This is a genomic window from Paenibacillus praedii, assembly GCF_049725345.1.
GTDB lineage: Bacteria > Bacillota > Bacilli > Paenibacillales > Paenibacillaceae > Pristimantibacillus.
On record NZ_JBMWAM010000012.1, the window covers coordinates 59,927 to 86,163 of the forward strand.

Here is a 26,237-nt window from a genome sequence, read left to right on the forward strand (position 1 = left end):
TGTGAAGTGCTTTTACTTCGAACATTTAAGGAGGTTAGTAAAATGTCTGGAATAGGTGCAACGGGTATTATTCTACTGGTGTTGGTTGCTTTGCTTCTGTTTGGACCGAACAAGCTGCCTGAGCTGGGCCGCGCATTCGGACGGACACTGCGCGAGTTCAAGTCCGGCGCGAGAGAGATGATGGATGAGGACGACCGCAAGGACAAGGAAAGCAATCGTGTTGAAGTGAATCGCTCGGAAAATATCGAGAAAGACAATAAGCGGCTTCCGGACTAATCGGGCCCGCTTTTTTCTTGACCAAGGCGAAGGAGGCAAGGGTAATTGGGTACCGAAGCAAACAGCAAATCGAAGCAAAAATCATCTAAAAGGCTGATTCGCGAGGAAGGACTAATGCCCCTTCTGGAGCATCTCGGAGAGCTGCGAAAACGTCTTTTTTACGTGCTAATCGTACTTACCTTTGGGTTAGTCATAGGACTTATATTCGCAGAACCAGCTTATAATTTTCTAATGAGCCAAGAGCCGGCCAACTCCATTTCCTTACATACGTTTTCACTTTGGGACGGAATTGGCATGTATATGAAATTTGCGTTTGTTATCGCATTGATTTTGACGCTTCCGTTTATCGCTTTTCAGCTATGGGCTTTCGTCAAGCCGGCGTTACGAGAAAATGAGCAGCGTTCTACGTTGAAGTATGTTCCCTTCGCGCTAGTGATGTTTTTGATTGGTTTGGCGTTTTCTTATTTTGTTGTGTTCCCGCTCGCATTTAATTTCACGAGAACGGTAGCACAGCATTTGAATCTGGAGGAAACTTACGGAATTGCACAATATTTTACGTTTATGTTCAATCTTTTGATTCCTATTTCGTTGTTGTTCGAGCTGCCGCTGCTTATTATGTTTTTGACGGCGATACGTGTTGTAAATCCGAAGCGGCTTCGTAAAATGCGGCGTCTCGCCTATTTCATCATGGTGCTGATCGGGGTTATGATTACGCCTCCGGACTTTATATCCGACATTCTCGTAGCCATTCCCTTAATTCTGTTATACGAGGTCAGTGTGTTTCTATCTGCATCCGTTTATAAAAAACAGCTGGCCGCTGATGCGAGGTTTGAAGCAGAGTATGGAGAGTCATTAAATAAAGTGTAGGCTGCCAATCGGCAGCTTATTTATTTTAATGGATGGAAGAAAAATATTATAAACCTAGCAATCGAGAAGAAGCCTCTCCATGCTCTCCATCTCCAATAAAGCTATGCATTCGCCTTGCAACAAAAAAGTTGGTCCCGGACAGGGATCAGCTTTTTTGTATTGACAAAAAGAATGAGCGGTCGTAATATTTAAACAAACGTTTTAAACTATTGTTTAAAACGTTTGTTTAAAAAATGGGAGTGGAATATTATGAAAAACGCGCTGCAAGCATTTATGAAGCGTCCCACTACGTGGGTCGGCATTATTACGGCATTCATGTTTCAAGTCATCTTCTCAGTCATTTGGATGACTGGTTACAACGGGGTTACGGATCGGGTGGATCAGCTGCGCATCGCGGTTGTGAATGAGGATCAGCAAATGGGGTTGTCGATTACGTCAGGCTTCCTTCAGAATCTTCCTTTTGATATGCAGCAAGCAGACAGTCTCGACTCGGCAAAACAGCAGCTTGATGAGCGTGAGCTTCAGATGGTTGTGTTCATACCGGCGGATTTCACGCAGAAGGCGATGGAGGAGGGTGGAACCGCTTCGATTCAATATTTCATTAATGAGTCCAATCCGGCTTTAATCAAAAGCATCATGAGCGGAGCCGCCGCGCAAATGACAGCGGAGGTTAACCGGCAGGCGGTTGCCGGAGGCGTTCAGACGGTTCTTGGCAATATGAGCCTTCCGACCGAGCAGATTGCAGCAGCGGCGCAGAGCTTGTCGCAGCGGGTAACGGCGGACATACAGTCGACGAATGTCGTAAACGGGATGAACAATCAGATGGTGCCGATGATGATGGTGCTTGCCTCCTATGTCGGCGCGATGATCATGGGCATGAACCTGGAGCAATCGTCCATGGCAATCAGCGCGACCGTAGGCAGATGGCGCCGGTTCGGGGCAAGAACCATCATTAATGTGGCTGCGGCGGTGCTCGTCTCGTTAGTCGGCTCATCGCTGCTCGCATTGTTCGGCGGACAAATGGAGCAGGGCTTCCTCCATCTGTGGCTGTTCCAGATGCTGTTCATGCTAACGTTTATTTTTGTTTCGCAAATGTTTCTATACTTGTTTGGGATGGCAGGCATGCTGTTTAATATCATGCTGCTGTCTGCGCAGCTAGTTTCCTCCGGCGCGATCGTACCGCGCGAGCTGCTATCAGACTTTTACACTAAGCTGAGCGCAGCTCTTCCAGCGACCTATGCTGTGGATGGCAATATGAATATTTTATTCGGGGGACCATCTGTTGGAGCCGATGCCGCGGGGCTTGCGATCATTGGGATCATTGCCGCAGCCGTTAGCTTCCTTGCAGTTGGGATGAAGCGGCAAGCGGCACTGAAAGAGCCATCAGCCGTCATTGCAGCTCAGAAGCGGTAAAGACAATCATAGCTTGCTGTTTAATATATTTTACTTCAAAATAAGAGGAAATAAGCTTTGCTGGGGGCCATGAATGATGACAACAGGAGAAGCGGATGTCAAGATGAGAATACTGCAGGCAGCCAAAAAGCTGTTCTCCGAATACGGCTTCGAGAAGACGACCGTGCGGCAAATATGCGAGGAGGCAGGAGCTAACCTCGCGCTCGTGTCGTATCATTTTGGCGGCAAAGAAAATATGTTCGCGGCGCTTTTCGAAAGCTATTTTCCAAATGATCAGCTTGCCGAGGTTGATCCTTCGATTGATCCTATAGAGGGCGTAAGGCTTGTCATTCGTGAAGTAACGAGCTTTCGTTATCGTGATCCTGAGCTGATTAGCATCATCCAGCAGGAAATCATCATGAATACGGAGCGGATTCAGAAAATACGCATGCATGTGATGCCGATGTGGAGGCTGCTTCGTCATTGGCTGGAGCAGGGCCGCGAGCAGGGAATATTCCATTTTCAATCCTTGGACTCCACCTTGATGTCGGTGATTGGTACACTGCTGTTTCACCGGAATACGTCGTATTGGGAGGTCCTTCTGGAGGAGGCGCCGCCTAGCGCTGAGGAGATGATCGAGGATTTAACGACGTTCGTGATGAACGCGCTGCAGCGCAAATCTAAATAGTAAGAGGCATGAAGAACCGTACGCGAGTAAATCGCCGTGCGGTTTTTTTTGCGTAAAAAAAATTCAAAGCAGCGGCATAGGTCATGACTAAGCGAACTGGAGGCGTTTATTGCTGACGGCTAGCTGACGATCGGCTTCTGTGGTCATCAGCCGGCGATTGGCGAGCGTTACATTTCTACGGGAAGCCTCTAGTTATGGGCAGAGGTATTCCTGCCGCTAGGGCTCCCGAGCGGGCATTCCTTCTGGAGTGGTGCGCCCGAGGCTTCGACATCGAGTAAAGCGTGGTCAGGGACAGCTTTTAGTATAGATTCGGCTCTGAAATGAAAAAATAGGCAGTCGAGACGAAGCAGTCGAAGCCGTTTATCCAAACAGGATATTAATTATCGGAAAATTGAAATGAAGCACTTGAAATTGATTGCGAAAATGAGTATGATAAAAATGGTTGTTAGCACTTCAAGCTTATGAGTGCTAACGAAATAAAAATAAGCGACAAATTTAAAAGGAGGCTATTTTCAATGATCAAACCTTTGGGTGAACGCGTATTGATCGAACCAATCGCGAAGGAAGAAACAACCGCTAGCGGAATCGTATTGCCGGATACGGCGAAAGAAAAGCCGCAAGAAGGTAAAGTGGTAGCAGTTGGCAGCGGTACGCTGAAGGATGGCGTTCGTGTTGCTTTGGAAGTAAAAGAAGGTGACCGCGTATTGTTCTCCAAATATGCAGGAACTGAAATCAAATACGAAGGTAAAGAGTATTTGATTATGAAAGAAAGCGACATTCACGCAATATTTGCATAAACAGCCCGGTTTAGGGTCACATAGAAGACAGACAGTACGCAGTGAAACGTACTTAAAAATTACTTGGGAGGTTACTGAAAATGGCTAAAGAAATTAAATTTAGTGAAGACGCACGTCGCTCGATGCTGCGTGGTGTTGACGCACTTGCAAATGCAGTTAAAGTAACACTAGGTCCTAAGGGCCGTAACGTTGTACTTGAGAAAAAATTCGGAAGCCCGCTCATCACGAATGACGGTGTATCCATTGCAAAGGAAATCGAGCTTGAGGATGCTTTCGAAAACATGGGCGCTCAGCTTGTAAAAGAAGTAGCAACAAAAACAAATGACGTAGCAGGTGACGGTACGACTACTGCTACTGTTCTGGCACAAGCGATGATTCGCGAAGGCTTGAAAAACGTAACAGCCGGCGCTAACCCTATGGTTATCCGCAAAGGGATCGAGAAAGCTGTTAAAGCTGCTGTTGAAGAGCTGAAAGTAATTTCGAAGCCAATCGAAGGCAAACAATCGATCGCACAGGTTGCTTCGATTTCTTCTGCTGACGATGAAGTTGGTCAATTAATCGCTGAAGCAATGGAAAAAGTAGGCAACGACGGCGTTATCACTGTTGAAGAGTCGAGAGGCTTTGTAACAGAGCTTGAAGTGGTTGAAGGTATGCAATTCGACCGCGGTTACCTTTCTCCTTACATGATTACGGATACGGATAAAATGGAAGCTGTTCTTGAGAATCCATACATCCTGATCACAGACAAAAAAGTAACGAACATTCAAGAGATCCTTCCGGTTCTGGAGAAGGTTGTTCAATCAGGCAAGCAGCTTCTGATCATCGCTGAAGACGTTGAAGGCGAAGCTCAAGCGACGCTTATCGTGAACAAGCTTCGCGGCACATTCACTTGCGTGGCTGTCAAAGCTCCTGGCTTCGGCGACCGTCGCAAAGCAATGCTGCAGGATATCGCTGCTCTAACTGGCGGCCAAGTGATCACAGAAGAGCTTGGACTTGATCTGAAATCAACTACGGTTGAACAGCTTGGTTCCGCTCGTCAAGTTCGCGTAACAAAAGAAAACACGATCATCGTTGACGGAAGCGGCAACTCCGCTGACATCGTTGCTCGCGTTAACCAAATCCGCGCTCAACTGGAAGATACAACTTCCGAGTTCGATCGTGAGAAGCTGCAAGAGCGTCTTGCTAAGCTTGCTGGCGGCGTTGCGGTAATCAAAGTCGGTGCAGCTACTGAAACTGAATTGAAAGAGCGCAAGCTCCGCATCGAGGATGCCCTTAACTCCACTCGCGCAGCGGTTGAAGAAGGTATCGTATCGGGCGGCGGTACAGCCCTCATTAACGTATACAATGCGGTTGCAGCTGTTAAAGCAGAAGGCGACGAACAAACAGGCGTTAACATCGTTCTTCGCTCCCTTGAAGAGCCGCTTCGCACAATCGCGGCTAACGCGGGCCAAGAAGGCTCCGTTATCGTTGAGCGTTTGAAAAATGAAAAAATCGGCGTAGGCTACAACGCAGCTACCGGCACATGGGTGAACATGTTCGAAGCGGGTATCGTTGACCCAGCTAAGGTTACACGTTCCGCATTGCAAAACGCAGCATCCGTTGCGGCAATGTTCCTGACAACTGAAGCGGTTGTCGCTGACAAACCTGAGCCTAAGGGTGCAGGCGGCGGCATGCCAGACATGGGCGGCATGGGCGGTATGGGCGGCATGATGTAATGATGCCCGAAAACCCTTGATTCTACAGGGCTTTTAGGGTGCCCATAGTGATTTTGGTCACCGTTATTTGAATTTAGAGGTTTTGCATGAGTTCATCGAACTTTTGCGAAGCCTCTTTTTTTCTTGTTTTGGTCACATGCAGATACACATGTTTGGTTGTATCGTCATCTTTGTGACCTAACCTATCCATGATTTCTTGTATAGGAACACCAGCCTCCGCTAACAGAGATGTATGTGTGTGTCTGAGAGAGTGGGGTTTAGATCAGTATTTAAAAAAGCGATCTTCAAAAGGCGGGCCATGTGGTTTAAGTAATGTTTTAATGTTGGGATAACCAGGGTGAGATTCTTTGTTTGGCATGATGTACTTTTTGTCATAATACGCCTTTCGGTTGATCAATCAACTTTGAGGACAGCGTGGATTTGGAGCATTTCTATTATTCGGTTGAAGGCGAGTCTTGGCTGGCAATCGGCCGGACATTGCAGATGAAGTATACGCTGCATCATTTTACGGGTTATCGGATCGGTCTGTTCACCTATGCAGCGAAGGAAACCGGCGGGCATGCTGATTTTGATTATTTCCGCTATGCCAAAGGAAGGTTTCCCGGCATGACCATATAAATAAAGCGCTTGCATGTTGTAAAGGCCGGATAACGAAGTAAAAACTTGCACATTGTGGCTGCAAGATCGGGCTTACTATAATGAAAGCGTAGACATCGCATGCGGCTTTGTCTCGAATAAGGAAGATGGGGGAATGAAAATGGGAGGCAGGACCGGAAAACAACGTTATGCCAAAGCAATGACGCTGATCCTTGCGGCATTCATGGTGCTCTCGGCTTGCAGCGGCAATAACGGAGGCGGCAATGAGAATACAACGGTGAATCAAGGTACAGCTGAAACGAACGATGGCGTGAAGGAAGGAAGCGGCGAAACGGCAGGCAACGACACGTCGGCGGATCCGATGGGTAAGTATGATCCCCCGATTGAAGTGACGACCGTACGGAATTTGAGCGATGTTGTCGAGAATAACGTGCTTGGCGTCCTTCAAGGCGAAACGCTGGAAGACAATAGGTGGTCGCGCCTGTACGAAGAGCAGCTCGGCATTAAAGTGAAATATGACTGGGTCATAAAGGGCAACCCCGATTCGGACCAATACCTGCAGAAGCTGAACGTGACGCTGGCTTCCGGAGAGCTGCCGGACTTTCTTCCGGTAAGCGCCATCCAGCTAAAGCAACTGGCGGAATCTGATCAGATCGAGGATTTGACGGAACTATATGAGAAATATGCGTCCCCGCTGACGAAGGACATCTTGTCCCAAGAAGGCAGCGGCCCGTTCGACGCGGCGACGCTCGACGGCAAACTGATGGCAATTCCACAAGTCGAACCGTCGATCGAGCGATCCATGTTTATCTGGATTCGTACCGATTGGCTGGAGAAGCTCGGCCTTGAGCCGCCGAAGAAAATGGCAGACGTGCTCGCTATTTCGAAGGCGTTCGCCGAGAACGATCCGGATGGCAACGGCAAGAAGGATACGTATGGTCTCGGCATGACGAAGGGCGTCTGGGGCGGGGCTATGGGTCTTGAAGGTTTTATGGCCGGCTACAAGGCGTACCCGAACATATGGGTGGAGGATGCGGAAGGCAAGCTTGTGTTCGGCAGCATCCAGCCGGAAGTGAAGAAGGCGCTTCAAGAACTACAGAACATGATGATGAGCGGCCAACTTGACAAAGAATTCGGCATCAAGGACGGCGGCAAAGTAGCGGAAGACATTACGGCCGGCAAAATCGGCATGGAGTACGGCGAACAATGGAACTCCATCTGGCCGCTGCAACTCAATAAGAACAACGATCCAAATGCGCAATGGCGTGCTTTCCCGATCGTATCGGAGAACGACGACCTGCCAAAAGTGCCCCAGAGGTTCAGCACGACGAAATTCTTCGTCGTCCGGAAGGGTGCTGAGCATCCGGAAGCGGTCATTAAGCTCTTCAATATGCACCTGGAGAAGAATTGGGGCGAAACGGCCGAGTTCGACACGTACTACGCTCCGAAGGAAGCGGAGAGCGTGTGGCAGTTGTCTCCGGTAATGCCGGCGCCGCCGAAGAAAAACGTTACGGCGTATCGCGAGATCGACGCGGCGCGCAAAGCAGGCGATATGTCGGTGCTGAAGGGCGAAGCCAAGACGATCCAGGAGAAGATCGATTTGTATAATTTAGGCTCGAAGGAAGGGTTCGCGGTATGGGGCTGGGAGCGCATATACGGTCCGGAGGGATCGATGGGCATCACCGACCAGTATGACAAGAACAATCAATTCCTGATTGAAAAGTTTGTTGGGGCGCCTACCCCGACAATGGTCGAGCGGAAATCAACCCTACAGAAGCTCCAGGACGAGACGTTCGTCAAAATCATTCTCGGCCAGCCGATCGAAACATTCGATAAATTCGTCGAAGACTGGAAGAAACTCGGCGGCGAACAGATTACGCAAGAAGTCAACGAATGGTACGCAACAACGAAGTAATGGATTAGCAGGGCAGGCGCTTACGGCACCTGCCTTCTTGCTTCTTTGCACTTGAGACGGAGGGGATATGCATGCGAAATAAAAGAGCGTGGAGGGAGCTTCCCCTGCACTTGATGATAATACCGGGACTATTGCTTGTCGGAATCTTCTCCTATATCCCAATGGCCGGCATCACGATCGCGTTTCAGCGATTCGTACCGGCCAGAGGGCTGTTCGGCGACCAGAAATGGGTGGGCTGGGACAATTTTTATTACGTTATGGATCTCCCTAGCTTTATGCAAGTGCTCTGGAATACCTTGTACATCTCCAGCTTCAAGCTGGTGCTCGGACTGCTCGTGCCGATCGTATTTGCGATTCTGCTGAACGAGTTAAAGAACGAAGTTATCAAGCGGTCCGTTCAGACGACGATCTACCTACCCTTTTTTCTGTCATGGGTCGTCTTGGGCGGAATCCTGATTGACCTGCTGTCTCCAACCGGCGGCATTGTCAACAGTTTGCTGCAGTCTTTAGGAATGCAGCCGATTTTTTTCCTGGGTGACAACAAGTGGTTCCCGACCACCTTGATCGTTTCGGACATCTGGAAGAACTTCGGATACGGCACCATTATCTATCTGGCAGCGATATCCGGGATCAACCCGGGTCTGTATGAAGCGGCGACGATCGACGGCGCGAACAGGTGGAAGAAAGCGTGGCATATTACGCTGCCCGGCATGCGCATGGTGATTGTGCTGCTGTCGGTACTGAGTCTGGGTCAGCTTTTGAATGCCGGCTTTGATCAGGTGTTCAACCTGTACAGTCCGCAGGTTTACGAGAGCGGCGATATTCTCGACACCTTTGTATACCGAATCGGATTGCTGGATGCCCAATTCGGTGTAGCGACGGCGGTCGGCTTCTTCAAATCGATCGTATCGTTCGTGCTGATCGCGGGTTCGTACTTCTTCGCGTACCGGTTCGCAAAATACAGAATCTTCTAGGAGGAACCCTGAATGTCCGACCAAACGTTAAAGCCTTCATCTCCCGCGCTGTCCCAAACCATGAAAGCCGGCAAGCGTTTCGACTGGTTTGCGGCCGTCAATACGACGTTTCTAATTCTCGTCGCGCTTCTGTGCGTACTTCCGCTCATCCATATCATCGCGGTATCGTTCAGCTCCAGCACTGCCGCCGCCGCTGGCTACGTGAAGCTGTGGCCGGTCGATTTCACGCTCGCGTCCTATGAGTTCACAGGAGGCCGGGAAGGCTTCTGGAGCTCGATGCTTGTCTCCCTGAAACGAATCGCGATCGGAACGCCGCTCAACCTGCTCCTGACAATTATGATCGCCTATCCGCTGTCCAAAGAGTCGAAGAACTTCCGTTTTCGTCTCGTCTATGCTTGGATATTTTTCATGACGATGCTGTTCAACGGCGGGCTAATTCCGTGGTACGTCACTATTAAAGAGCTCGGGCTCCTCAATTCCATCTGGGCGCTCGTTCTTCCCGGAGCGGTTCCGGTATTCAGCATCGTGCTGCTGCTGAACTTTTTCCGTGAAGTGCCCAAAGAACTGGAGGAGTCGGCCGTGATCGACGGCGCGAGCCAGTGGACGACGCTCTGGCGGATTTATGTGCCGATCTCCAAGCCCGCGATTGCGACGTTGGCTCTGTTCTCAATGGTGGATCACTGGAACAGTTGGTTCGACGGATTGATCCTGATGGGAAACCCGGTCAATTATCCGTTGCAAAGCTATATCCAAACCATCGTTATTCAGCAAAATTTCTCATCAATGTCGCGCGAAGATATTCTGAATATGGCGATGATTTCGGACAGAACGCTTAGAGCGTCACAGATTTTCCTCGGCTCTTTGCCTATCCTGGCGGCCTATCCGTTCCTGCAGAAATATTTCGTCAAGGGCATTGTATTGGGCAGCGTGAAAGGGTAGCCAATTTTGGATAAGGCGGCAGCGCAGCACTTGATTTATACTGAAGGAAAAGACTGGGGGAGACTGCGTTGTTCAAGCGTCCAGAATTTTCTTTGCGCAACACGATTTTTATCCGATTGGTGACGACGTTTGTGCTGATCATGCTGCCGATCATTCTGCTAGGCGTCTATATCTATCAGTGGAGTATTCGTACTGCAAGCGATGATATTTCGAAGACGGCCGTTTCCCAAATTTTTTTCTATCTCGGCGACCTGGAAAAAGAGATCGAACGGATGAAGCTGCTTCAGTACGGAATGTTGGAGGACACCGACCTGAACATGCTCGCCATCACTTGGGAAACGATGGGGGACATCGAGCGGATGGAAAAGATCACTTCGGTGCTGAATCGAATATACTCCATTCAGAACAGCAGCGATTACATTCATAATGTCAGTGTTCATATCCAACCAATCGCCAAAACTTTCTCCTCGCTCAACGGTGCGGGAGAGTTCGAGGGAGAACGGTATCGGGCGATTCGTGCCGAATTCGGGGGACAGGGGTTGAGACCTATTAAATGGAAGGAAAAACTTTTCCTGAGCGCCGCCAAGCCGAGCGGCATGAAGGGGAGAGAACCGCTGTTTACTGTCGAAATCGAGCTAGACAGCCGCAAACTGAGGCAGTCGTTGCAGCAGTTCAATACGTATCCGGGCAGCAGTACGATCCTGATCTCGGGTCAGCCGGGATTCGTGCTCGGAAGCGGCTTCATCAGCGCGCTGGAAAGCGAGACGCAGCGGATGCTCTCCGGAATCGCCGACGGTAGGTCCGGAACGATTACTCTCGAGGGTGACCGGTATTTCGTTTCCCATGCCTATTCGGACCGGCTGGATATGTCCATTTACCGTTTTATTCCGGAGCGAATCGTACACAAGCCGCTGGACAAATTTTATACATGGGCATGGCTTTTCGCGGCGGGAGCTTTCGTCATCATAGCCGTGTATGCCCTATCAACGTACAAGTTTATTCACAAGCCGCTCCTCAAGCTGGTCAAGGGGTTCCGCCGCCTGGAAAGCGGGGATCTGGAGCAAGCCATCGCTCACGAAGCGAACGACGAATTTCGCTATATCTATGCACGCTTCAACCAGATGGTCGCCAATCTGCGTACGTTGATCGATCAGGCGTATAAGCAGAAAATTATGGCGCAGCGGGCGGAATTGAAGCAGCTTCAGTCCCAAATCAATCCGCACTTTCTGTATAACAGCTTTTTTATTCTTAATACGATGGCCAAGATCGGAGACACGGATCGAATCGAGCAATTCACAACGCAGCTCGGCGAGTATTTTCAGTTCGTAACCCGTAATTCGTCGGACGAAGTAACGCTCAAACAGGAAGTCCACCACGCCAGAATGTATACCAAGATACAGGAGCTTCGTTTCTCAAGGAGATTGAAAGTCCGTTTCGACGAGTTGCCGGTTGAGTTAGAACGGGTCATGGTGCCTCGTCTCATCGTGCAGCCAATCATTGAGAATGCGTTCGAGCATAGCCTGGAGAAAATGGCCCAAGATGGCATAATCGAGGTGCGCTTCGAGCGTTCGGAAGAGTGGGCCTGTATTGTGATTGAGGATAACGGCGATCGGTTGACCGACGAAGGGCTTAGACGGATATCGTCGGCCATCGCCCATGAAGACGAGAAATTGGAAACAACAGGAATCGTAAATATTCACCGCCGTATCGTAATTACATTCGGCGAAGGTAGTGGGCTGCAAGCCGCACGCGGGGAACTGGGCGGTCTCAAGGTATCGATCCGCGTACCGCTGAGGGAGGCGAGTACAATTGTACAGACTGCTGATCGTTGACGATGAAGCAATCATTACCGACGGTATGGCCGAAATTTTGGCCAGACTTGACAATCCTGAGTTGGATATATGTAAGGCATACTCAGGCGAAGAGGCGCTGAATTGGCTGAACAGTACGCGAATCGACCTCGTACTGTCGGACGTCCGCATGCCTGGCATCGACGGACTTGAATTGATGGAAATTATCCGCAAGAACTGGCCGAGGTGCCGTATTATTTTTCTTACCGGTTTTAACGATTTTGATGCCATCTATCAGGCTATTCAAACATGGGGCGTCCGCTATTTACTGAAGACTGAAGGCTACGACAAAGTAATCGCCGCCGTGCAGGAGGCGATCCGCGAACTGGATGAGGGGCTCCGGACCGACCGTCTCCTGGCGCAAGCCAGGGAACAGCGAAATACTTTGGAAGCGCTTGCGCATGGCGAATATTTCCGCCACCTGCTCGCCGGTTCCGGCACCTTCAACGAGGGAGTGCGCGCCGAAGATTTCCGGAAGCTGAACATTCAGCTCGATCCGTCGGAGCTTGTCCTTCCTGTATTCGCCAGCCTGATTAGAGCTGCGGAGATCCCGTCTTATGCTGACCGACAGGAAGCGGCAATGGCCGTGAAGCTTCTCGGAGATTCGTATCTGCGCGATATGACCCGTTGTGTTGGCATTATTGACCGCTTTGGCGACCTGCTATGGTTGGTCCAGCCGACTGCAGAAAAGCATGGAGGGCCGGATGCGGAGTTCACTGGTACTGTACGTTTTTTGGAGGGGACGCTGGAACTGATCCAGGCGGCATGCTCCGAATCGCTGGCTGTCGATATCTCGTTCATGATTGGCAGCGTACCACTGTACTGGGAATCGCTCCCTCAAGCTTACGATCGCTTACGGCAGTTGCAGCATGACCGAGTGGGTGACGGAGCAAGCATGGTGATGACGGTAAACGTCGGGAATCATGAATCGGAACAGCCGATCCGGGAACGCGTGCGGACGGAAAAGATTGAACTCCTCTCCGGTCATTTGAATGGCGGACGAATGGACGCCTTTATGGAGCTTCTGAGAGAGATTTTCGAACCCGCGCGCAGCGGACGGATGATGGAGGCTGCACAGTTGATGGAGCTGTACTATTCCGTGGCGTTCGTAATTCTCTCCTACATCAATCAGAGGCCTACCGACGACCAACTTACAGCAGCCTCCCTGCTGCGGATGGATCCGCATGTCTCGTGGCACGAAGCGTTTGAATTTTTAACCCGTACGGCAGAAACGCTGTTTACGCTCAGACGTCAGAGGGAGAACAGCAGAGCAACAGGTGCGATGGAAGGCATCTGCTCCTACATCGAAGAGCACTTGGCCGAGGATTTATCGCTTGTTCGGCTGGCCAAGCAGTCGCATTTTAATCCTTCTTATTTATCCCGTCTGTTCAAGCAGGAGACGGGGCAGAATCTGTCCGAATATATCGATCAGGCCAGGATAAAGAAAGCGAAGGAGCTTCTGATCAAAGAAGAGTCGAAGATTCATGAGGTCGGTGCTCGAGTCGGATATGAAGCGGCGCATTCGTTTACGAGATTTTTCAAAAAAATGACGGGAGTCACCCCGCAAGAGTTTCGGGAAGCAGCAAGAACCGCACATCTCTGATGCGGTGACCGAGGAGGGCGAAAAGCTTGCCGCATGCGATCATTCATACGGATCAGCCAAAGAGTACGATCCATCGCAATATGTATGGTCATTTCGCGGAGCATCTGAGTGGGAGCGGGCTTATTATGCGGACCTGTAGCGGATATTCCAAACCTACGTTCGCAATTACGGATAAACAAGATTTTCAAAATTGACTGCAGCCTGCACGGCGATTACTATGAATGGACAGAAAGCATCATTATGGATGAATACGACTGAGAAGGAGAAAAGAAAATGGACAATGCGCCTAAACCGAATCAGCCGCTAGTGAAGCATATATATACGGCGGACCCGTCGGCTCATGTTTTTGAAGGGAAAATCTACATCTATCCGTCTCACGACCTCGATCACGACGGTCCAAGCAACGATAACGGCGACCAATACGCGATGGAGGATTATCATGTGCTCTCAATGGATAGTTTCGATTCGCCTGTCGTCGATCACGGCCAAGTACTTCACCTGAAGGATATTCCTTGGGCTTCCAAACAGCTCTGGGCGCCGGATGCGGCTTACAAGAACGATACTTACTATTTGTTTTTCCCGGCGCGTGACCACGACGGAAACTTCCGCATCGGCGTTGCGACGTCGAAATCACCGGCGGGCCGTTTTACTCCGCAAGAGAGCTATATCAAAGGTAGCTTCAGCATCGACCCTGCCGTACTCGTCGACGACGAAGGACAGGCCTACATCTACTTCGGCGGGTTATGGGGCGGCCAGCTAGAGAAATGGCAGACCGGCGAGTTCAAGCCGGATGAGACGGGGCCGGCAGGGGACGAACCTGCGCTTGGACCGCGCGTGGCACTGCTCAGCGATGACATGATGAGCTTCCAGGGTGGACCTCAGGAGGTTTTAATCGAGGACGAAGATGGCAATCCGATTCTGGCGGGCGACGAGGAACGGCGGTTCTTTGAAGGTCCCTGGGTGCACAAATATAATGACTTATACTACTTATCTTACTCGACAGGCACCACCCACAAACTGGTCTACGCGGTCAGCAGGAATCCGATGGGACCGTATACGTTCAAAGGAACGATTCTCACCCCCGTCATCGGCTGGACGACCCATCACTCCATTGTACAGTTCGGGGATAAATGGTATCTGTTTTATCACGACAGCTCTCTGTCGGAAGGTGTGAACCACAAGCGCTGCGTCAAATATACGGAACTGCAGTACAATGTGGATGGCACGATTCAGACGATCAATCCTTATTGATAACATGCGATAAAGAGGCACGAAGGGGAACATCTCGATAATGAAACGCAGAAGTGGGCTTTCCAAATGGAGGGCCCACTTTACTCTATGTATAATTCAGGAGCTGTTGACTGTGGAAAACTTACTATTGCTTTACAATATACAAGAGCCGGTTTCAATCCGTTCGAATGCCCCGCAGCCGTATCGATTATGGTCCGTACGCCCAGTCCGTAACCGTAACCGGCAAGGTGCGAATTGTGAAATCGGCTAATTGAACCTCGTCTAGATGGTTGCGCCGCATATGATCGATTGTCTATCTTCCCAGAATGCGTTCGTTGCCATAACGTCCGCCGCTCGCGAGCATCTGAGCAAACACAATATAGTCAAGTGCTTTTCTGCCTGAGACGACTTCAATCAATGAGGTGACGAGGTCGCGGCACGATGTAGGCGCAGCCCGCCGGACCTTCTTTGGTGAAGCCTTCCAGCATGTATATCCATTTTACCTCCGTCCAGTCAGATACCAATCCCCGGCCCGCTGCGGGGGCACCGATCCCCAGGTCCGTGACGCGCTTTTATTATTAAAAAGTGGTCCGCTGTATCATAACAGAAGATGGACATCGCAAATAGGGTTTGCTATTATTTATTCAATAACATTTTAGAACGAGGTTTTATAATATAAAACCGCATCTAGGAGGGGAGCGAGGGAAGGAATATGCCCATCATTCAAGCATTGGATAGAGCACTGAAAATTATCGACTTATTCGATGAGCACCATATGGAGTACAAACTGTCTGAAATAAGCTCAGAAATGGATTTGCACAAAAGTACAGTTCATTCTTTGTTGAAAACGCTTCAAATTCATGATTACATTACACAGGATGAGCAGACTGGGAAATACCGCCTCGGGATGAGGTTTGTAGAGAAGGGGCAATTGCTTCTCAATTATTTTGATATTCGGGAAATCGCTAGACCGCATCTCAGAGCTTTGTCTGCCGCCACCGGCCAAACGACACATTTGGTCATTATGGATGATGGAAAAGAAGGGATATACATTGATAAAGTAGAGGGGCACAAGGCGGCAATTCGGTATTCACGTATCGGTCGCAGAATACCTTTGCATAGCAGCGCCGTGGGTAAGGTATTGGCGGCTTTCCGGTCTATCAACGAATGGGTGCAGATTGCGGAAGGGCATACGTTTGTTAAGCATACGGATAAGACGATCGATAACCCTGAAGCTTTCTTGAAAGAGTTGGAGCAAGTAAGGAAGCAAGGCTATGCTATTGATAATGAGGAGAATGAGCCGGGGGTCCGGTGTGCCGCTGCTCCGATATACAATCATAACGGACAAGTGATAGCGGCGATGAGCATATCCACCATGGTAGCACACGTTGATGATCAAGAACTGGCACAATTAATTGACCTGATTCGGCAGGAAACGAGTGAAATTTCTCGGCAACTAGGTTATCAGATCTAAGTTTAGGTTCCTGAGCAATTACTTTTAAGTTAATGATAGATCGAAACGTGATGAAAGCGAGTCGATTATATCATAATTTAAGAACGTCGTTTTATATTATAAAACAAGGAGAGGTTAAAATGAGAATTATTCGGTATCGTGATGGCGTAGACCAATGTTTGGCAGCAGTAACTGATGAGGATAAGGTATTCAAATTGGCGGATTCGGACTTTATATCATTCCTTGAACGAATCGAGAAGGAAGGAAAAACACCACTTGAAGACGTGAACGATCTGATCCTTTCAACTCAGCCGCTGGACAGGGAGTTTGCTAGTCTTGAATTACTTATACCTGTAGCTGCCCCTGAAGTTTGGGCGGCCGGTGTAACCTATGCGCGGAGCAAGGAAGCTAGAAATTATGAGGCGACTGGCGGCAAGCTGGATGCATCCACCTACTATGACAAGGTGTATGATGCGGAAAGGCCAGAATTGTTCATGAAATCTACAGCAGCTCGAACGGTTGGCCATTTAGATAATGTTTGCTTGAGAAGCGACTCGAATTGGCAGGTTCCGGAACCAGAGCTTGGTTTGGTTTTGAATAAGCGAGGCGAAATTGTAGGATACATTATTGGCAACGATATGAGCTGCCGCGATATTGAAGGAGAGAATCCGTTATATCTTCCGCAAGCCAAGGTTTGGAAACAATCATGCTCAATAGGACCGGTCATAAGATTAGCCGAAACGGTTCAAGATCCCTACCAGTTGCAGATCACTTTGCGGATATATAGAGATGGAAAAAAAGTAGTCGATGAATCAGCAAGCACGGGACAGCTTAAACGCAAGCTGGAGGAACTCGTTTCCTTTCTGCATAGGGATAATATTGTGTACGATGGTACGGTTCTCCTTACGGGCACATGTATCGTTCCTCCGAATCAGTTCACACTTGCACCTGAAGATATCATTGAAATTGAAATCACCAGCCTAGGAATACTTGTGAATACTGCTGTTTTGGCCTAAATAGTCATTTAAAAAAAGGGAGGAAGATTAAAATGGTAAATATAAATTACCCAATATATCACAACTACATTAATGGCGAATGGAGAAGCTCCGAGAGTGGCAGAACGCAGAAAAGTATAAGTCCAGCAAATAAAAATGAAGTCGTCGGTATGATCCCGGATTCGTCTAAACGGGATTTAGAGGATGCTGTTGCAGCTGCAAAGGCTGCCAAGCTCGCTTGGCGTAAGCTAACTGGATTACAGCGGGGCAATTTGCTGTTCAAAGCAGCTGATATTATGGAAAGTAGAATGAATGAAATCGGTGAAACGATGACGAGGGAAATGGGTAAGACATTACCCGAGGCGAAGGGCGAGACGGCACGTGGAGTGGCCATTCTGCGTTATTACGCAGGAGAAGGCATGCGTAAAATAGGTGATGTTATACCTTCTTCCGATGCAGATGCATTCTTGTATACTACAAGGTCACCGCTCGGAACGGTAGGGGTGATCTCCCCTTGGAATTTCCCAGTTGCTATTCCTATTTGGAAAATGGCACCTGCTTTAATATATGGGAACTCGGTCGTATGGAAGCCGGCAACGGAAACAGCGGTTACAGCAGCGAAAGTTATGCAATGCTTCCATGATGCAGGCTTACCGGCCGGTGTTCTGAATATGATCGTAGGCAGTGGCAGCGTCATTGGTCAAGGTATTGCGGAACATGCTGATATTAACGGAATTACCTTCACGGGCTCCAATGCGGTAGGGCAAGCGGTAGGGCAAGCGGCGTTGGCACGCGGGGCTAAGTATCAGCTAGAGATGGGCGGGAAAAATCCGATCCTAATTGCCGCAGATGCAGACATTGATCTTGCGGTTGAAGCGACAATTAGCGGGGGTCTTCGTTCTACTGGTCAGAAGTGCACTGCGACAAGCCGAGTTATCGTAGTGAGGGATGTTTATGAGGAGTTCAAGTCGAAGCTGCTCCAGAAGGTGACTGAATTGAAGGTTGGAGATGGGATGGATGGACAGACATGGTTAGGTCCATGTGCGAATGAAAAACAAATGGAAACCGTTCTATCTTACATTAGTAAGGGTGTAGAAGAAGGGGCAGTATTGCTGTATGGCGGCACAAGACCAACTGAGGGCGCATTATCCGATGGCTTCTATGTCACGCCAGCGATTTTTGATAAAGTGACTTCAAAAATGTCGATTGCTCAAGATGAAATTTTCGGACCTGTGCTTACATTAATTGAAGTGAATGACATTCAAGAAGCGATAGAGCTTGCGAACGATACGGACTATGGTCTTAGCGCTTCAATTTATACCCGTAATATCGGAAACGCTTTGCAGTTCGTTCAAGATATGGAAGCAGGTCTCATCCGTATTAATGCAGAAACAGCCGGTGTTGAGCTTCAAGCACCGTTCGGCGGTATGAAACAGTCCAGTTCGCATTCAAGGGAGCAAGGCCAAGCTGCTATTGAATTCTATACTTCAATCAAAACCGTATTCATTAAGCCTTAACGACAACACAAGGGATGGGTGGTGTACGTATGAATGAAGGTTTCGAAACGATTATGGGTAAGGATACCGATTCTTATTTTGACATCTATACGCATGCTCCGGGACCAAGCGGCTCATTGCCGCTTACCCCGGATATGCTTCGTTATTCACCAAGCGGTGATATATTCGGGTTAACACAGAACGTTGGCATGGGATGGGATCCGAAGAAGCTTTTAGGAAAGCAAATACTCATTCTTGGAACCCAAGGTGGCATTCGAGATGAGGACGGCCGCCCGATCGCTCTTGGCTATCATACGGGGCATTGGGAAGTTGGAATCATGATGAAAGCCGCAGCGGAGGAAATCGCAGGTCTCGGTGGCGTGCCCTTCGCGGGATTCGTTAGCGATCCTTGTGATGGCCGTTCGCAAGGGACGACGGGGATGTTCGATTCACTGCCGTTCCGTAATGATGCGGCTATGGTATTAAGACGTCTTATTCGTTCCTTGCCGCAACGCTCGGCCGTATTGGGAGTAGGCACTTGTGACAAAGGATTGCCATCCATGATGTTGGCCCTGGCAGGGATGGACAAACTTCCTGGCGTAATTGTTCCAGGCGGCGTTACGCTTCCACCGACCCAAGGCGAGGATGCAGGCAAGGTCCAAACGATTGGCGCTAGGTATACGAATGGTGAACTCTCGCTTGAGGAAGCGGCTGACCTCGGTTGCCGCGCATGCGCGACACCTGGTGGAGGCTGTCAGTTCTTAGGTACAGCGGGAACGGCACAGGTTATAGCGGAGGCTCTTGGTATGACCGTTCCCCATGCGGCACTAGCACCGTCAGGACAGCCGGTGTGGGAGGAAATGGCACGGCAATCTGCGAGAGCTGCTCTCAAAATGGCGGAGAGCGGACTGACGACAGGCCAGATTGTAACAGATCATGCCATTCGTAATGCGATGGCCGTTCATGCAGCCTTCGGCGGATCTACAAATCTGCTGCTCCATATTCCTGCAATCGCACATGCGGCGGGGCTCTCCTTGCCAACTGTCGCTGATTGGGCAGAAGTCAACCGTAGTGTCCCGCGATTAGTTAGCGTTCTTCCTAATGGACCAGAACATCACCCGACAGTAAGAGCTTTCCTTGCCGGTGGTGTGCCTGAGGTTATGCTGCATATGCGTAAACTTGGCGTACTGGAAGAGAAGTCGCTTACGGTAACAGGCAATACGATTGGGGAAACGTTGGATTGGTGGGAATCGTCAGAACGCCGCCACCGCATGCGCCGACATTTGCTGGAGAACGAGGGGGTTGATCCTGATCGCGTCATCTTCAGCCCGGAACGCGCCAAACAAGCGGGGCTGCACTCGACTGTGACCTTCCCGACTGGAAACATTTGCCTCGAGGGCTCTGTTATTAAATCGACTGCAATTGATCCTTCGATGGTTGACAGTGATGGGGTCTATCGCCACGTCGGCAGGGCGAAAGTGTTCACGACGGAACGTGCGGCAATCCATGCGATAAAAAACAAAGGCATCGTTGCCGGGGATATTATGGTACTCATTGGACGCGGCCCATCGGGTACGGGGATGGAAGAGACTTATCAGCTGACTTCAGCGCTTAAGCATCTGCCCTTCGGCAAGGAAGTATCACTGCTTACGGACGCACGCTTCTCGGGCGTGTCAACAGGTGCTTGTATAGGTCATATTGGACCCGAGGCCCTTGCTGGCGGACCCGTTGGCCAGCTTCGCAATGGCGATTGGATTGACATCCGTATCGACCTCCGTCAATTAGAGGGACATGTCGAAATGGTAGGCAGCGGTGAGGTGCCGGAGGATCCGGAAGTGGGAGCGAAGGTATTGGCTTCTAGAAAACCTCATCCCGATCTTGGGAAAGACCCTGATCTTCCTGAAGACACTCGGCTATGGGCTGCACTGCAAGCAGCGAGCGGCGGCACATGGCGGGGATGTGTCTATGACGTAGACAGAATCGTCAAACTGCTGGAAGCGGGTATGAACACGGCAGAAGGCCAGGAAATAATGAACAGTTAAACCAGATTTAAAGTAGAGTGGGGAACATGATTAGCAATCCCATACTGCGAGGATTTCATCTTGATCCATCTATCTTGCGTGTAGGGGAAGACTATTATATTGCAACTTCGACATTTGAATGGTTCCCGGGAGTACGTCTTCACCACTTCAAGGATTTGGTGAATTGGCGTCCGCTCACCTCCATATTGACACGTACTTCACAATTGAATATGGAAGGCAGCATCAATTCCGGTGGGGCATGGGCGCCATGTTTAAGCCATCATGACGGCATTTTCTATCTTATTTATACAGATGTAAAAAGTCGCACGGGAGCCTTCAAGGATACTCATAATTATATGGTGACGGCGGACGATAGAATGGGGCCTTAGTGAGTATGATCTGGGATCATAGGAAAGGGACAAACTCTTTCGCTGGCACTATTCTTCAGGAATACTCGAAGGAAAAGAAGAAACTTATTGGTCCTAAGAAAAATATTTTTCTAGGCACACAGCTGAGATTAACCGAAGGGTCGCATTTATATAAACGAAATGGATACTATTACTTGCTGACAGCTGAAGGTGGAACGCAATATGAACACGCTGTCATGATGGCGCGTTCTCGGCATATCGAAGGTCCTTATGAAGTCGATCCCGCGAATCTGTCACTGGACGGATGATGATTGGATAACTGTTGATGGAGGAGCCAATTCGCCGCAATATGTGTTGCAAGCACCTCAATTGCCATCACATCCATTCCCCACTGAACCGAGCCTCGACCACTTTGATAGAGCACAGCTTGGACTGCAATGGAACACCCTTCGCATCCCTGCAAGTCCGGATTGGCTATCCTTAAAGGAAAGACCAGGATTCTTGCGGCTTCGTGGCCAGGAGTCCATAACGAGGAGACAACTCGGCGAGTGAAAATCTCTGCCTTTTTTCCCGGCATCATCGGCAAATTGCTTAATCAAGTATGAGTCACATTCTCCTCTTCTAATGCTTCAAAAGCCATCTAGCACGCTCTGGTACGAAGAACTGATGTTCATCCCTATCATGCCAGCCGCACCGACTGGATGATAGGGGTTAGGATTCTGTATCCTTTACAACTATGTCAGAACAAGGTTTCTGTGGATTGTGATAGTTCACATCCCAAGATAATATGTTCCCGCATACCGTTCACGTAGAATCGGTAGCTTTGTTGGTGAGGAATGGTACAGATAGCTAAGGTTGCAGTGGTGGAGCGGGTTTGGAGAGTAGTACAGATGAAATGAAAAAGTAAAACAGAGGGTTAAAAATAGTAGAGTTGACTGATTGTTGACGAAATTAATAGATTAATATGGAGATCCCTGATTCTTGAGTCGAGTTCAATTATTAGGAAGGACAGGGGTTTGACTCCCCTCGGAAAATCGACCCCTTGTCCATACAAAACCACAACGTTTAATGCCGAACAAGGTATTCGATGCGCTACAATCCGAAATAAGCTTTTGTCATTTTTTTTAAAATACCGTCAGATGCGTTTCAAGGCGCTTTTGACGGTATTTCGCTTATATCGCTCACTATCCTTGCACAACTTAGCTGCATTTATTGATACTGTCGACTTCTTGGCGGACTCTCTAAACATAAGCAAAATTTTAGTTTTATTTTCAATTTGGTTCTCAAGGAAATGTAGAAATTCAGGATTTGTGGTAAGTTGATTGCGCTTATCATCATTTATATTTATTGCCAAGAAAATTCCTTTTTCATAGTGGTATCTGCTAATGAATTGATCAATCTTTAAGAGATCATTCTGCATTTCTTCTCGTGTAACCTTGGGGTTTGCTTTTACTTCGATAATCAAATCTTGATGATCAAATGTACCAGGCTCATGAATCAAAAAATCGGGGTAATATATTGCATCGGTGCTTTGAATACTAAACAGTTGTTCGATTTCCTTTCCAACTTGAGATTTCCGCAATTCTGCTTGAAGAATGACTTTTTCGGTGAGGTTATTTTGCTCCATAATCTTTCGAAATTGATGATATAGTTCATAACAAAAAACACGCTCATGATACCGCGTCAAATAAGGCATCAATTGTTCCCGCCTCGGATCCTCATCACCAATACCATGAGCATTCAGCATAGATATAACCCAATCTTGAGAACCATAGTAAACTTCGTTTACATTATTAATGGCTTTTCGAAGAAATTCTATATAGTCAGGTATGTTCATTTTTGTCTATAGCTCCTTTCCATTTATGTTATTAAGTTATAAAATCTTATTAGGAAAATTCTTCAAGTGACTCTGGATTTCCTTTTCATAGCACTTAGAAAAATAAATTGGGTGGTGGGCTTAAATGAATGGGAAACCAACTTCTATAATGTTCAACCATCCTGGGGGAGAGAGAGTACTTAATTCCTCTGAACTTGTGAACAAAATTACTTTGTGGAATTCAGGAATACATTCGAGAAAATATGTAGAAGCAGAGGGAGAATACTTATCTTCTTTGAGTGCTACACCGGTGAAAGCCATGTTAGGATTTTGGACAGAATGGGAAGCACCCTCATCATTTAAGATAACCAATAATACCATTTCGGGATTCCCACATTATATACATACTCCTCTGAAACCGGTTAATCCTAACTCATACCAATTATTAAACACTGACCCTTGTGTTTTCGGTGATTACTTTTTATATTCAAATTGTCAACAATACACTTGTCAGGGCAAGCAAGCGACAGTCCTGCAAAACCTAGATCCTGGCGATGTAATATTCTTTGGCTCCTACGTATATGGACATTTTGTGGCAGATACAGTTTTGGTAATACAAAATGTAGTATCTTTTAATAGAAGGCAGGTAAAAAGTAAGTCTATTCATCAGGTGCCATTATGGTACTATGATCTTACATTAAATTTTCTGGCGTTAACTCACAAATTGTACATTGGTGCTACAAGTAGTCAACCTATTAGTGGAATGTTTAGTTTTTTTCCCTCCGCAGCTGTAAGTCAAAAGCCGAATGGATTTTCCCGACCTATTGTACTTGATCAATACAATAAAGGACGATTTAGGGGATTCAAATATAAAGGATTAGATGACCCACAAATTTTATGGAATCAGGTTGTTCAAGAGACTCTTTCGGCAGGATTGATGCTAGGGGTAAAAGCTGAGGCGCCCTGAGGGTTTAGGCTACCTCCTCGAACATTTGAAAAATACATGATTTTATGGGGAAGTGGTGAAAATGGGAAGCTTGTTTGTTATTGGTAATGGCTTTGACCTAGCTCATGGTTTGAAAACATCGTACGAGGACTTTCATCAATATCTTATAGATACTAACCCTGATGCACCATTCGATGAATTTGTGATGCCAGAATCCAGTACAGCGCCTGATGGTGGTTTAATTTACGACGATGATATTGTTGTAAGTTTCCTCAGTACAATTATTACTAATGCTGAGCCAAAAGGTGAGAGATGGAGTGATCTCGAAACATCAATTGGCTTTTTAGATTTAGACGAATATTTTGATGGTTGGAGCGCGGGTGAGGACGATAATCCTTATCACGAAGTTTATAGGAATCAGGACTTAGCTGATAACCTTGTTGGAGCGGTTTTTAAAATAACGGACTATTTTTCGGATTGGATCGACACAATTGAGATCATGGATATACTTCCAAAACCTTACTTCGAGGAATTGATAGATAAAGAAAATGATTTTTTCTTAACTTTTAACTATACAAAGACATTAGAAGGATTGTACGAAGCGATAAACGTTTGTCATATTCACGGGGAACAAGGCGGAGAATTATTGTTTGGGCATGGGAACGATAAAGATTATTACGATGAAAATATGAGTCGAAATGTTGGTTCCGAGGATTCGCTACAAAACATGCAACGCCGATTGCGAAAGAACACGGCTGATGCAATTAGAAATAATCAACGCTTTTTTAGTAACATATCAAAATCAGTGGATAAAATCTACTCATACGGGTTTTCTTTTTCAGATGTTGACAAAGTATATATTCAGGATATATGTCGAAACATGCCTGCTGCTAATGTTATTTGGTATTTGAATGACTATGATAGTTTCGCACAGCGTAAGGAATATGAAAAGGTAATAAGATCTTGTGGGTTTAATGGGGAATTTGATACTTATCATATTTCGTAAAATGGACGTGGTGTTACCCAGCGGGTCTAGGCCACTTTTCCAAACATCCTGAGCATCAAAGGCTACGGATGGTGGATTTGCTAATCCATGTTTCGGAAAAATGAACCCTTGTCCATACAAATCCACTACGATTAATGTCGGACAGGGGTAGCTTGAAAAAATGAGGTGATTCTTTAAGATAAACGAAAGGAACTGGTAATTATCTGGGATGGAGTTTTGCTTTTAGTTATGGTCGTAGGCTTCTTTTGTTTGGGACTTTTATTAAGAACTATTTACCGACTTATATGAACGAAAAAGGCAAAAATTTAGCAACCAAAGAGGATATTGGTGACATTACCCAAAAGACCGAAGAGGTAAAGAATGTTTTTCAGAAGCAATTTGCAGACTTCTACGCGGAGTTGAAGTTTAAAAACGACTTTTATTATAAGCAGTATTCACAGCTCTACGCAAAACTATATGCTATCGTAGCCCAGTCAGAGTATTTCAGATACTTCGCGGGTAAATATCAAGGCTTGATTTCTCCAATGAGTGAGGTCCCCTTCTTTGAAATTACCGGCAAACGTATGGAAATGAGCGCTGATCTTTTTTCTGGCGCTATCTTAAGTCAAAAGACAGAAGAAATAGCGGATTCAGTTACAGAATTTAACAAAAATCAGATTTGTGATTTTATTATAGCAAATGGGGATGTTGCTTCGCAGAAGTTACTTAAGCTTGCCGTCGCTTATCGGTTTGCCCACCGTAACTATTCGGGCTCTGGAAAGAGCTTGGAGGATGAAAAACTTAAAAAAGCATTTGACGATGAAGAGTTTGAATTGATAAAGAAAATTATTCATACAGTAATAATTGACTATAATGCGTTAAGAAGAGATATCAAGTTAGACTATAGCTTGAGTGAACTTGAGACGGGGCTTTTTGATGATCAAATATTCAAATCAAAGTGAAAATATAGACTAAGCCACCTCCCCAAACATCCTAAGCATCACGCGGCGGCGGATTATGGATTTGCCAAGCCACGGTTCGCCTCCATACTATTTTGATTTAGAGGTGAAGTATTTAATGAGTTTATTACGTTAGACTCGGAACTTCCCAAAATAAAATCTGCCATAATTATTATGAGAACAAATGCTCCGTGACAGCATAACGTCAGGAGCATTTGTTATATGTTCTATGTAAAAAGGTTAGGAGTAATATTTTCTTCTGTTTACAGGTCTAAAATAAGGTCATCATAAATGGACTCCCTGGACACATTTTCTTTCAAAAAACACTAAGAATTTAGGATTAACAGTTAACTAT

Annotated in this window: 23 protein-coding genes and 2 pseudogenes; 23 read left to right on the forward strand and 2 right to left on the reverse strand. The window is 47.5% G+C overall.

Annotated features, from left to right (window positions below):
- The first annotated feature begins 42 nt into the window (after positions 1-42).
- The 6 genes from ACO9K6_RS12960 to groL all read left to right on the forward strand — a co-directional run bounded on the left by ACO9K6_RS12960 (position 43) and on the right by groL (position 5,735).
- Positions 43-276 carry a twin-arginine translocase TatA/TatE family subunit gene (locus ACO9K6_RS12960; protein WP_424767980.1) on the forward strand — a complete coding sequence of 78 codons (234 nt, stop codon included), beginning with the start codon at positions 43-45 and terminating at the stop codon, positions 274-276.
- 114 nt (positions 277-390) lie between these two features.
- Entirely contained in the window at positions 391-1,143 is a 753-nt protein-coding gene (gene tatC, locus ACO9K6_RS12965) for a twin-arginine translocase subunit TatC (protein ID WP_424768044.1), read from the forward strand.
- A gap of 249 nt (positions 1,144-1,392) precedes the next feature.
- Entirely contained in the window at positions 1,393-2,556 is a 1,164-nt protein-coding gene (locus tag ACO9K6_RS12970) for a YhgE/Pip domain-containing protein (RefSeq protein WP_424767981.1), read from the forward strand.
- Positions 2,557-2,629: 73 nt separating this feature from the next.
- Positions 2,630-3,223, forward strand: a complete 594-nt coding sequence (locus ACO9K6_RS12975) for a TetR/AcrR family transcriptional regulator (RefSeq protein ID WP_424767982.1) — start codon at positions 2,630-2,632, stop codon at positions 3,221-3,223.
- A 515-nt stretch (positions 3,224-3,738) separates the two neighbouring features.
- Positions 3,739-4,020, forward strand: a complete 282-nt coding sequence (gene groES, locus ACO9K6_RS12980) for a co-chaperone GroES (protein WP_424767983.1) — start codon at positions 3,739-3,741, stop codon at positions 4,018-4,020.
- An 80-nt stretch (positions 4,021-4,100) separates the two neighbouring features.
- A complete protein-coding gene (groL, locus tag ACO9K6_RS12985; RefSeq protein ID WP_424767984.1) occupies positions 4,101-5,735 on the forward strand; it encodes a chaperonin GroEL in 1,635 nt (544 codons plus the stop codon).
- 73 nt (positions 5,736-5,808) lie between these two features.
- Here groL and ACO9K6_RS12990 read toward each other — a convergent pair.
- Positions 5,809-5,982 (reverse strand): annotated as a pseudogene (locus ACO9K6_RS12990) (tyrosine-type recombinase/integrase); the annotation flags it as partial.
- A gap of 167 nt (positions 5,983-6,149) precedes the next feature.
- On the opposite strand from ACO9K6_RS12990, the gene ACO9K6_RS12995 reads away from it, so the two are divergent.
- The 14 genes and pseudogenes from ACO9K6_RS12995 to ACO9K6_RS13060 form a co-directional block, all read left to right on the forward strand.
- Positions 6,150-6,353, forward strand: a complete 204-nt coding sequence (locus tag ACO9K6_RS12995) for a beta-xylosidase family glycoside hydrolase (protein WP_424767985.1) — start codon at positions 6,150-6,152, stop codon at positions 6,351-6,353.
- 139 nt (positions 6,354-6,492) lie between these two features.
- Positions 6,493-8,247 carry an extracellular solute-binding protein gene (locus tag ACO9K6_RS13000; RefSeq protein ID WP_424767986.1) on the forward strand — a complete coding sequence of 585 codons (1,755 nt, stop codon included), beginning with the start codon at positions 6,493-6,495 and terminating at the stop codon, positions 8,245-8,247.
- 71 nt (positions 8,248-8,318) lie between these two features.
- Positions 8,319-9,221 carry an ABC transporter permease gene (locus ACO9K6_RS13005; RefSeq protein ID WP_424767987.1) on the forward strand — a complete coding sequence of 301 codons (903 nt, stop codon included), beginning with the start codon at positions 8,319-8,321 and terminating at the stop codon, positions 9,219-9,221.
- Between the two features lie 60 nt (positions 9,222-9,281).
- Positions 9,282-10,160, forward strand: a complete 879-nt coding sequence (locus tag ACO9K6_RS13010; RefSeq protein ID WP_424768045.1) for a carbohydrate ABC transporter permease — start codon at positions 9,282-9,284, stop codon at positions 10,158-10,160.
- 68 nt (positions 10,161-10,228) lie between these two features.
- Entirely contained in the window at positions 10,229-11,992 is a 1,764-nt protein-coding gene (locus ACO9K6_RS13015) for a sensor histidine kinase (protein ID WP_424767988.1), read from the forward strand.
- Positions 11,970-13,613, forward strand: coding sequence for a response regulator transcription factor (locus ACO9K6_RS13020; RefSeq protein WP_424767989.1), 1,644 nt, complete (start codon positions 11,970-11,972; stop codon positions 13,611-13,613). Before ACO9K6_RS13015 ends, ACO9K6_RS13020 begins: the two co-directional genes overlap by 23 nt.
- Before the next feature lie 26 nt (positions 13,614-13,639).
- Positions 13,640-13,807, forward strand: coding sequence for a hypothetical protein (locus ACO9K6_RS13025; protein WP_424767990.1), 168 nt, complete (start codon positions 13,640-13,642; stop codon positions 13,805-13,807).
- A 79-nt stretch (positions 13,808-13,886) separates the two neighbouring features.
- Positions 13,887-14,864, forward strand: a complete 978-nt coding sequence (locus tag ACO9K6_RS13030; RefSeq protein WP_424767991.1) for a glycoside hydrolase family 43 protein — start codon at positions 13,887-13,889, stop codon at positions 14,862-14,864.
- Positions 14,865-14,976: 112 nt separating this feature from the next.
- Positions 14,977-15,114, forward strand: a complete 138-nt coding sequence (locus ACO9K6_RS13035) for a hypothetical protein (RefSeq protein ID WP_424767992.1) — start codon at positions 14,977-14,979, stop codon at positions 15,112-15,114.
- A gap of 441 nt (positions 15,115-15,555) precedes the next feature.
- Entirely contained in the window at positions 15,556-16,317 is a 762-nt protein-coding gene (locus ACO9K6_RS13040) for an IclR family transcriptional regulator (protein WP_424767993.1), read from the forward strand.
- Between the two features lie 119 nt (positions 16,318-16,436).
- Positions 16,437-17,312: a fumarylacetoacetate hydrolase family protein gene (locus ACO9K6_RS13045; RefSeq protein ID WP_424767994.1), complete on the forward strand. Its 876-nt coding sequence runs from the start codon at positions 16,437-16,439 to the stop codon at positions 17,310-17,312.
- Between the two features lie 32 nt (positions 17,313-17,344).
- A complete protein-coding gene (gucD, locus tag ACO9K6_RS13050) occupies positions 17,345-18,808 on the forward strand; it encodes an alpha-ketoglutaric semialdehyde dehydrogenase GucD (RefSeq protein WP_424767995.1) in 1,464 nt (487 codons plus the stop codon).
- A gap of 29 nt (positions 18,809-18,837) precedes the next feature.
- Entirely contained in the window at positions 18,838-20,829 is a 1,992-nt protein-coding gene (locus ACO9K6_RS13055) for a YjhG/YagF family D-xylonate dehydratase (RefSeq protein WP_424767996.1), read from the forward strand.
- A 26-nt stretch (positions 20,830-20,855) separates the two neighbouring features.
- Positions 20,856-21,707, forward strand: a pseudogene (locus tag ACO9K6_RS13060) (family 43 glycosylhydrolase); the annotation flags it as partial.
- A 604-nt stretch (positions 21,708-22,311) separates the two neighbouring features.
- Here ACO9K6_RS13060 and ACO9K6_RS13065 read toward each other — a convergent pair.
- Positions 22,312-23,013 carry a hypothetical protein gene (locus ACO9K6_RS13065; RefSeq protein WP_424767997.1) on the reverse strand — a complete coding sequence of 234 codons (702 nt, stop codon included), beginning with the start codon at positions 23,011-23,013 and terminating at the stop codon, positions 22,312-22,314.
- Positions 23,014-23,137: 124 nt separating this feature from the next.
- Here ACO9K6_RS13065 and ACO9K6_RS13070 point away from each other — a divergent pair, with 124 nt between their 5' ends.
- The 3 genes from ACO9K6_RS13070 (at position 23,138) to ACO9K6_RS13080 (ending at position 25,885) form a co-directional block, all read left to right on the forward strand.
- Positions 23,138-23,959, forward strand: coding sequence for a hypothetical protein (locus tag ACO9K6_RS13070; RefSeq protein ID WP_424767998.1), 822 nt, complete (start codon positions 23,138-23,140; stop codon positions 23,957-23,959).
- 61 nt (positions 23,960-24,020) lie between these two features.
- Positions 24,021-24,944: a bacteriophage abortive infection AbiH family protein gene (locus ACO9K6_RS13075; protein WP_424767999.1), complete on the forward strand. Its 924-nt coding sequence runs from the start codon at positions 24,021-24,023 to the stop codon at positions 24,942-24,944.
- Between the two features lie 245 nt (positions 24,945-25,189).
- Positions 25,190-25,885, forward strand: coding sequence for a hypothetical protein (locus ACO9K6_RS13080; protein ID WP_424768000.1), 696 nt, complete (start codon positions 25,190-25,192; stop codon positions 25,883-25,885).
- Positions 25,886-26,237 lie beyond the last annotated feature (352 nt).

What these genes read in the sequence shown, in the direction of transcription:
- ACO9K6_RS12960 (WP_424767980.1), top strand. Translation starts at nt 43, where the DNA reads ATGTCTGGAATAGGTGCAACGGGTATTATTCTACTGGTGTTGGTTGCT.
- tatC (WP_424768044.1), top strand. Translation starts at nt 391, where the DNA reads ATGCCCCTTCTGGAGCATCTCGGAGAGCTGCGAAAACGTCTTTTTTAC.
- ACO9K6_RS12970 (WP_424767981.1), top strand. Translation starts at nt 1,393, where the DNA reads ATGAAAAACGCGCTGCAAGCATTTATGAAGCGTCCCACTACGTGGGTC.
- ACO9K6_RS12975 (WP_424767982.1), top strand. Translation starts at nt 2,630, where the DNA reads ATGATGACAACAGGAGAAGCGGATGTCAAGATGAGAATACTGCAGGCA.
- groES (WP_424767983.1), top strand. Translation starts at nt 3,739, where the DNA reads ATGATCAAACCTTTGGGTGAACGCGTATTGATCGAACCAATCGCGAAG.
- groL (WP_424767984.1), top strand. Translation starts at nt 4,101, where the DNA reads ATGGCTAAAGAAATTAAATTTAGTGAAGACGCACGTCGCTCGATGCTG.
- ACO9K6_RS13000 (WP_424767986.1), top strand. Translation starts at nt 6,493, where the DNA reads ATGGGAGGCAGGACCGGAAAACAACGTTATGCCAAAGCAATGACGCTG.
- ACO9K6_RS13005 (WP_424767987.1), top strand. Translation starts at nt 8,319, where the DNA reads ATGCGAAATAAAAGAGCGTGGAGGGAGCTTCCCCTGCACTTGATGATA.
- ACO9K6_RS13010 (WP_424768045.1), top strand. Translation starts at nt 9,282, where the DNA reads ATGAAAGCCGGCAAGCGTTTCGACTGGTTTGCGGCCGTCAATACGACG.
- ACO9K6_RS13030 (WP_424767991.1), top strand. Translation starts at nt 13,887, where the DNA reads ATGGACAATGCGCCTAAACCGAATCAGCCGCTAGTGAAGCATATATAT.
- ACO9K6_RS13040 (WP_424767993.1), top strand. Translation starts at nt 15,556, where the DNA reads ATGCCCATCATTCAAGCATTGGATAGAGCACTGAAAATTATCGACTTA.
- ACO9K6_RS13045 (WP_424767994.1), top strand. Translation starts at nt 16,437, where the DNA reads ATGAGAATTATTCGGTATCGTGATGGCGTAGACCAATGTTTGGCAGCA.
- gucD (WP_424767995.1), top strand. Translation starts at nt 17,345, where the DNA reads ATGGTAAATATAAATTACCCAATATATCACAACTACATTAATGGCGAA.
- ACO9K6_RS13055 (WP_424767996.1), top strand. Translation starts at nt 18,838, where the DNA reads ATGAATGAAGGTTTCGAAACGATTATGGGTAAGGATACCGATTCTTAT.
- ACO9K6_RS13065 (WP_424767997.1), bottom strand. Translation starts at nt 23,013, where the DNA reads ATGAACATACCTGACTATATAGAATTTCTTCGAAAAGCCATTAATAAT.
- ACO9K6_RS13070 (WP_424767998.1), top strand. Translation starts at nt 23,138, where the DNA reads ATGAATGGGAAACCAACTTCTATAATGTTCAACCATCCTGGGGGAGAG.
- ACO9K6_RS13075 (WP_424767999.1), top strand. Translation starts at nt 24,021, where the DNA reads ATGGGAAGCTTGTTTGTTATTGGTAATGGCTTTGACCTAGCTCATGGT.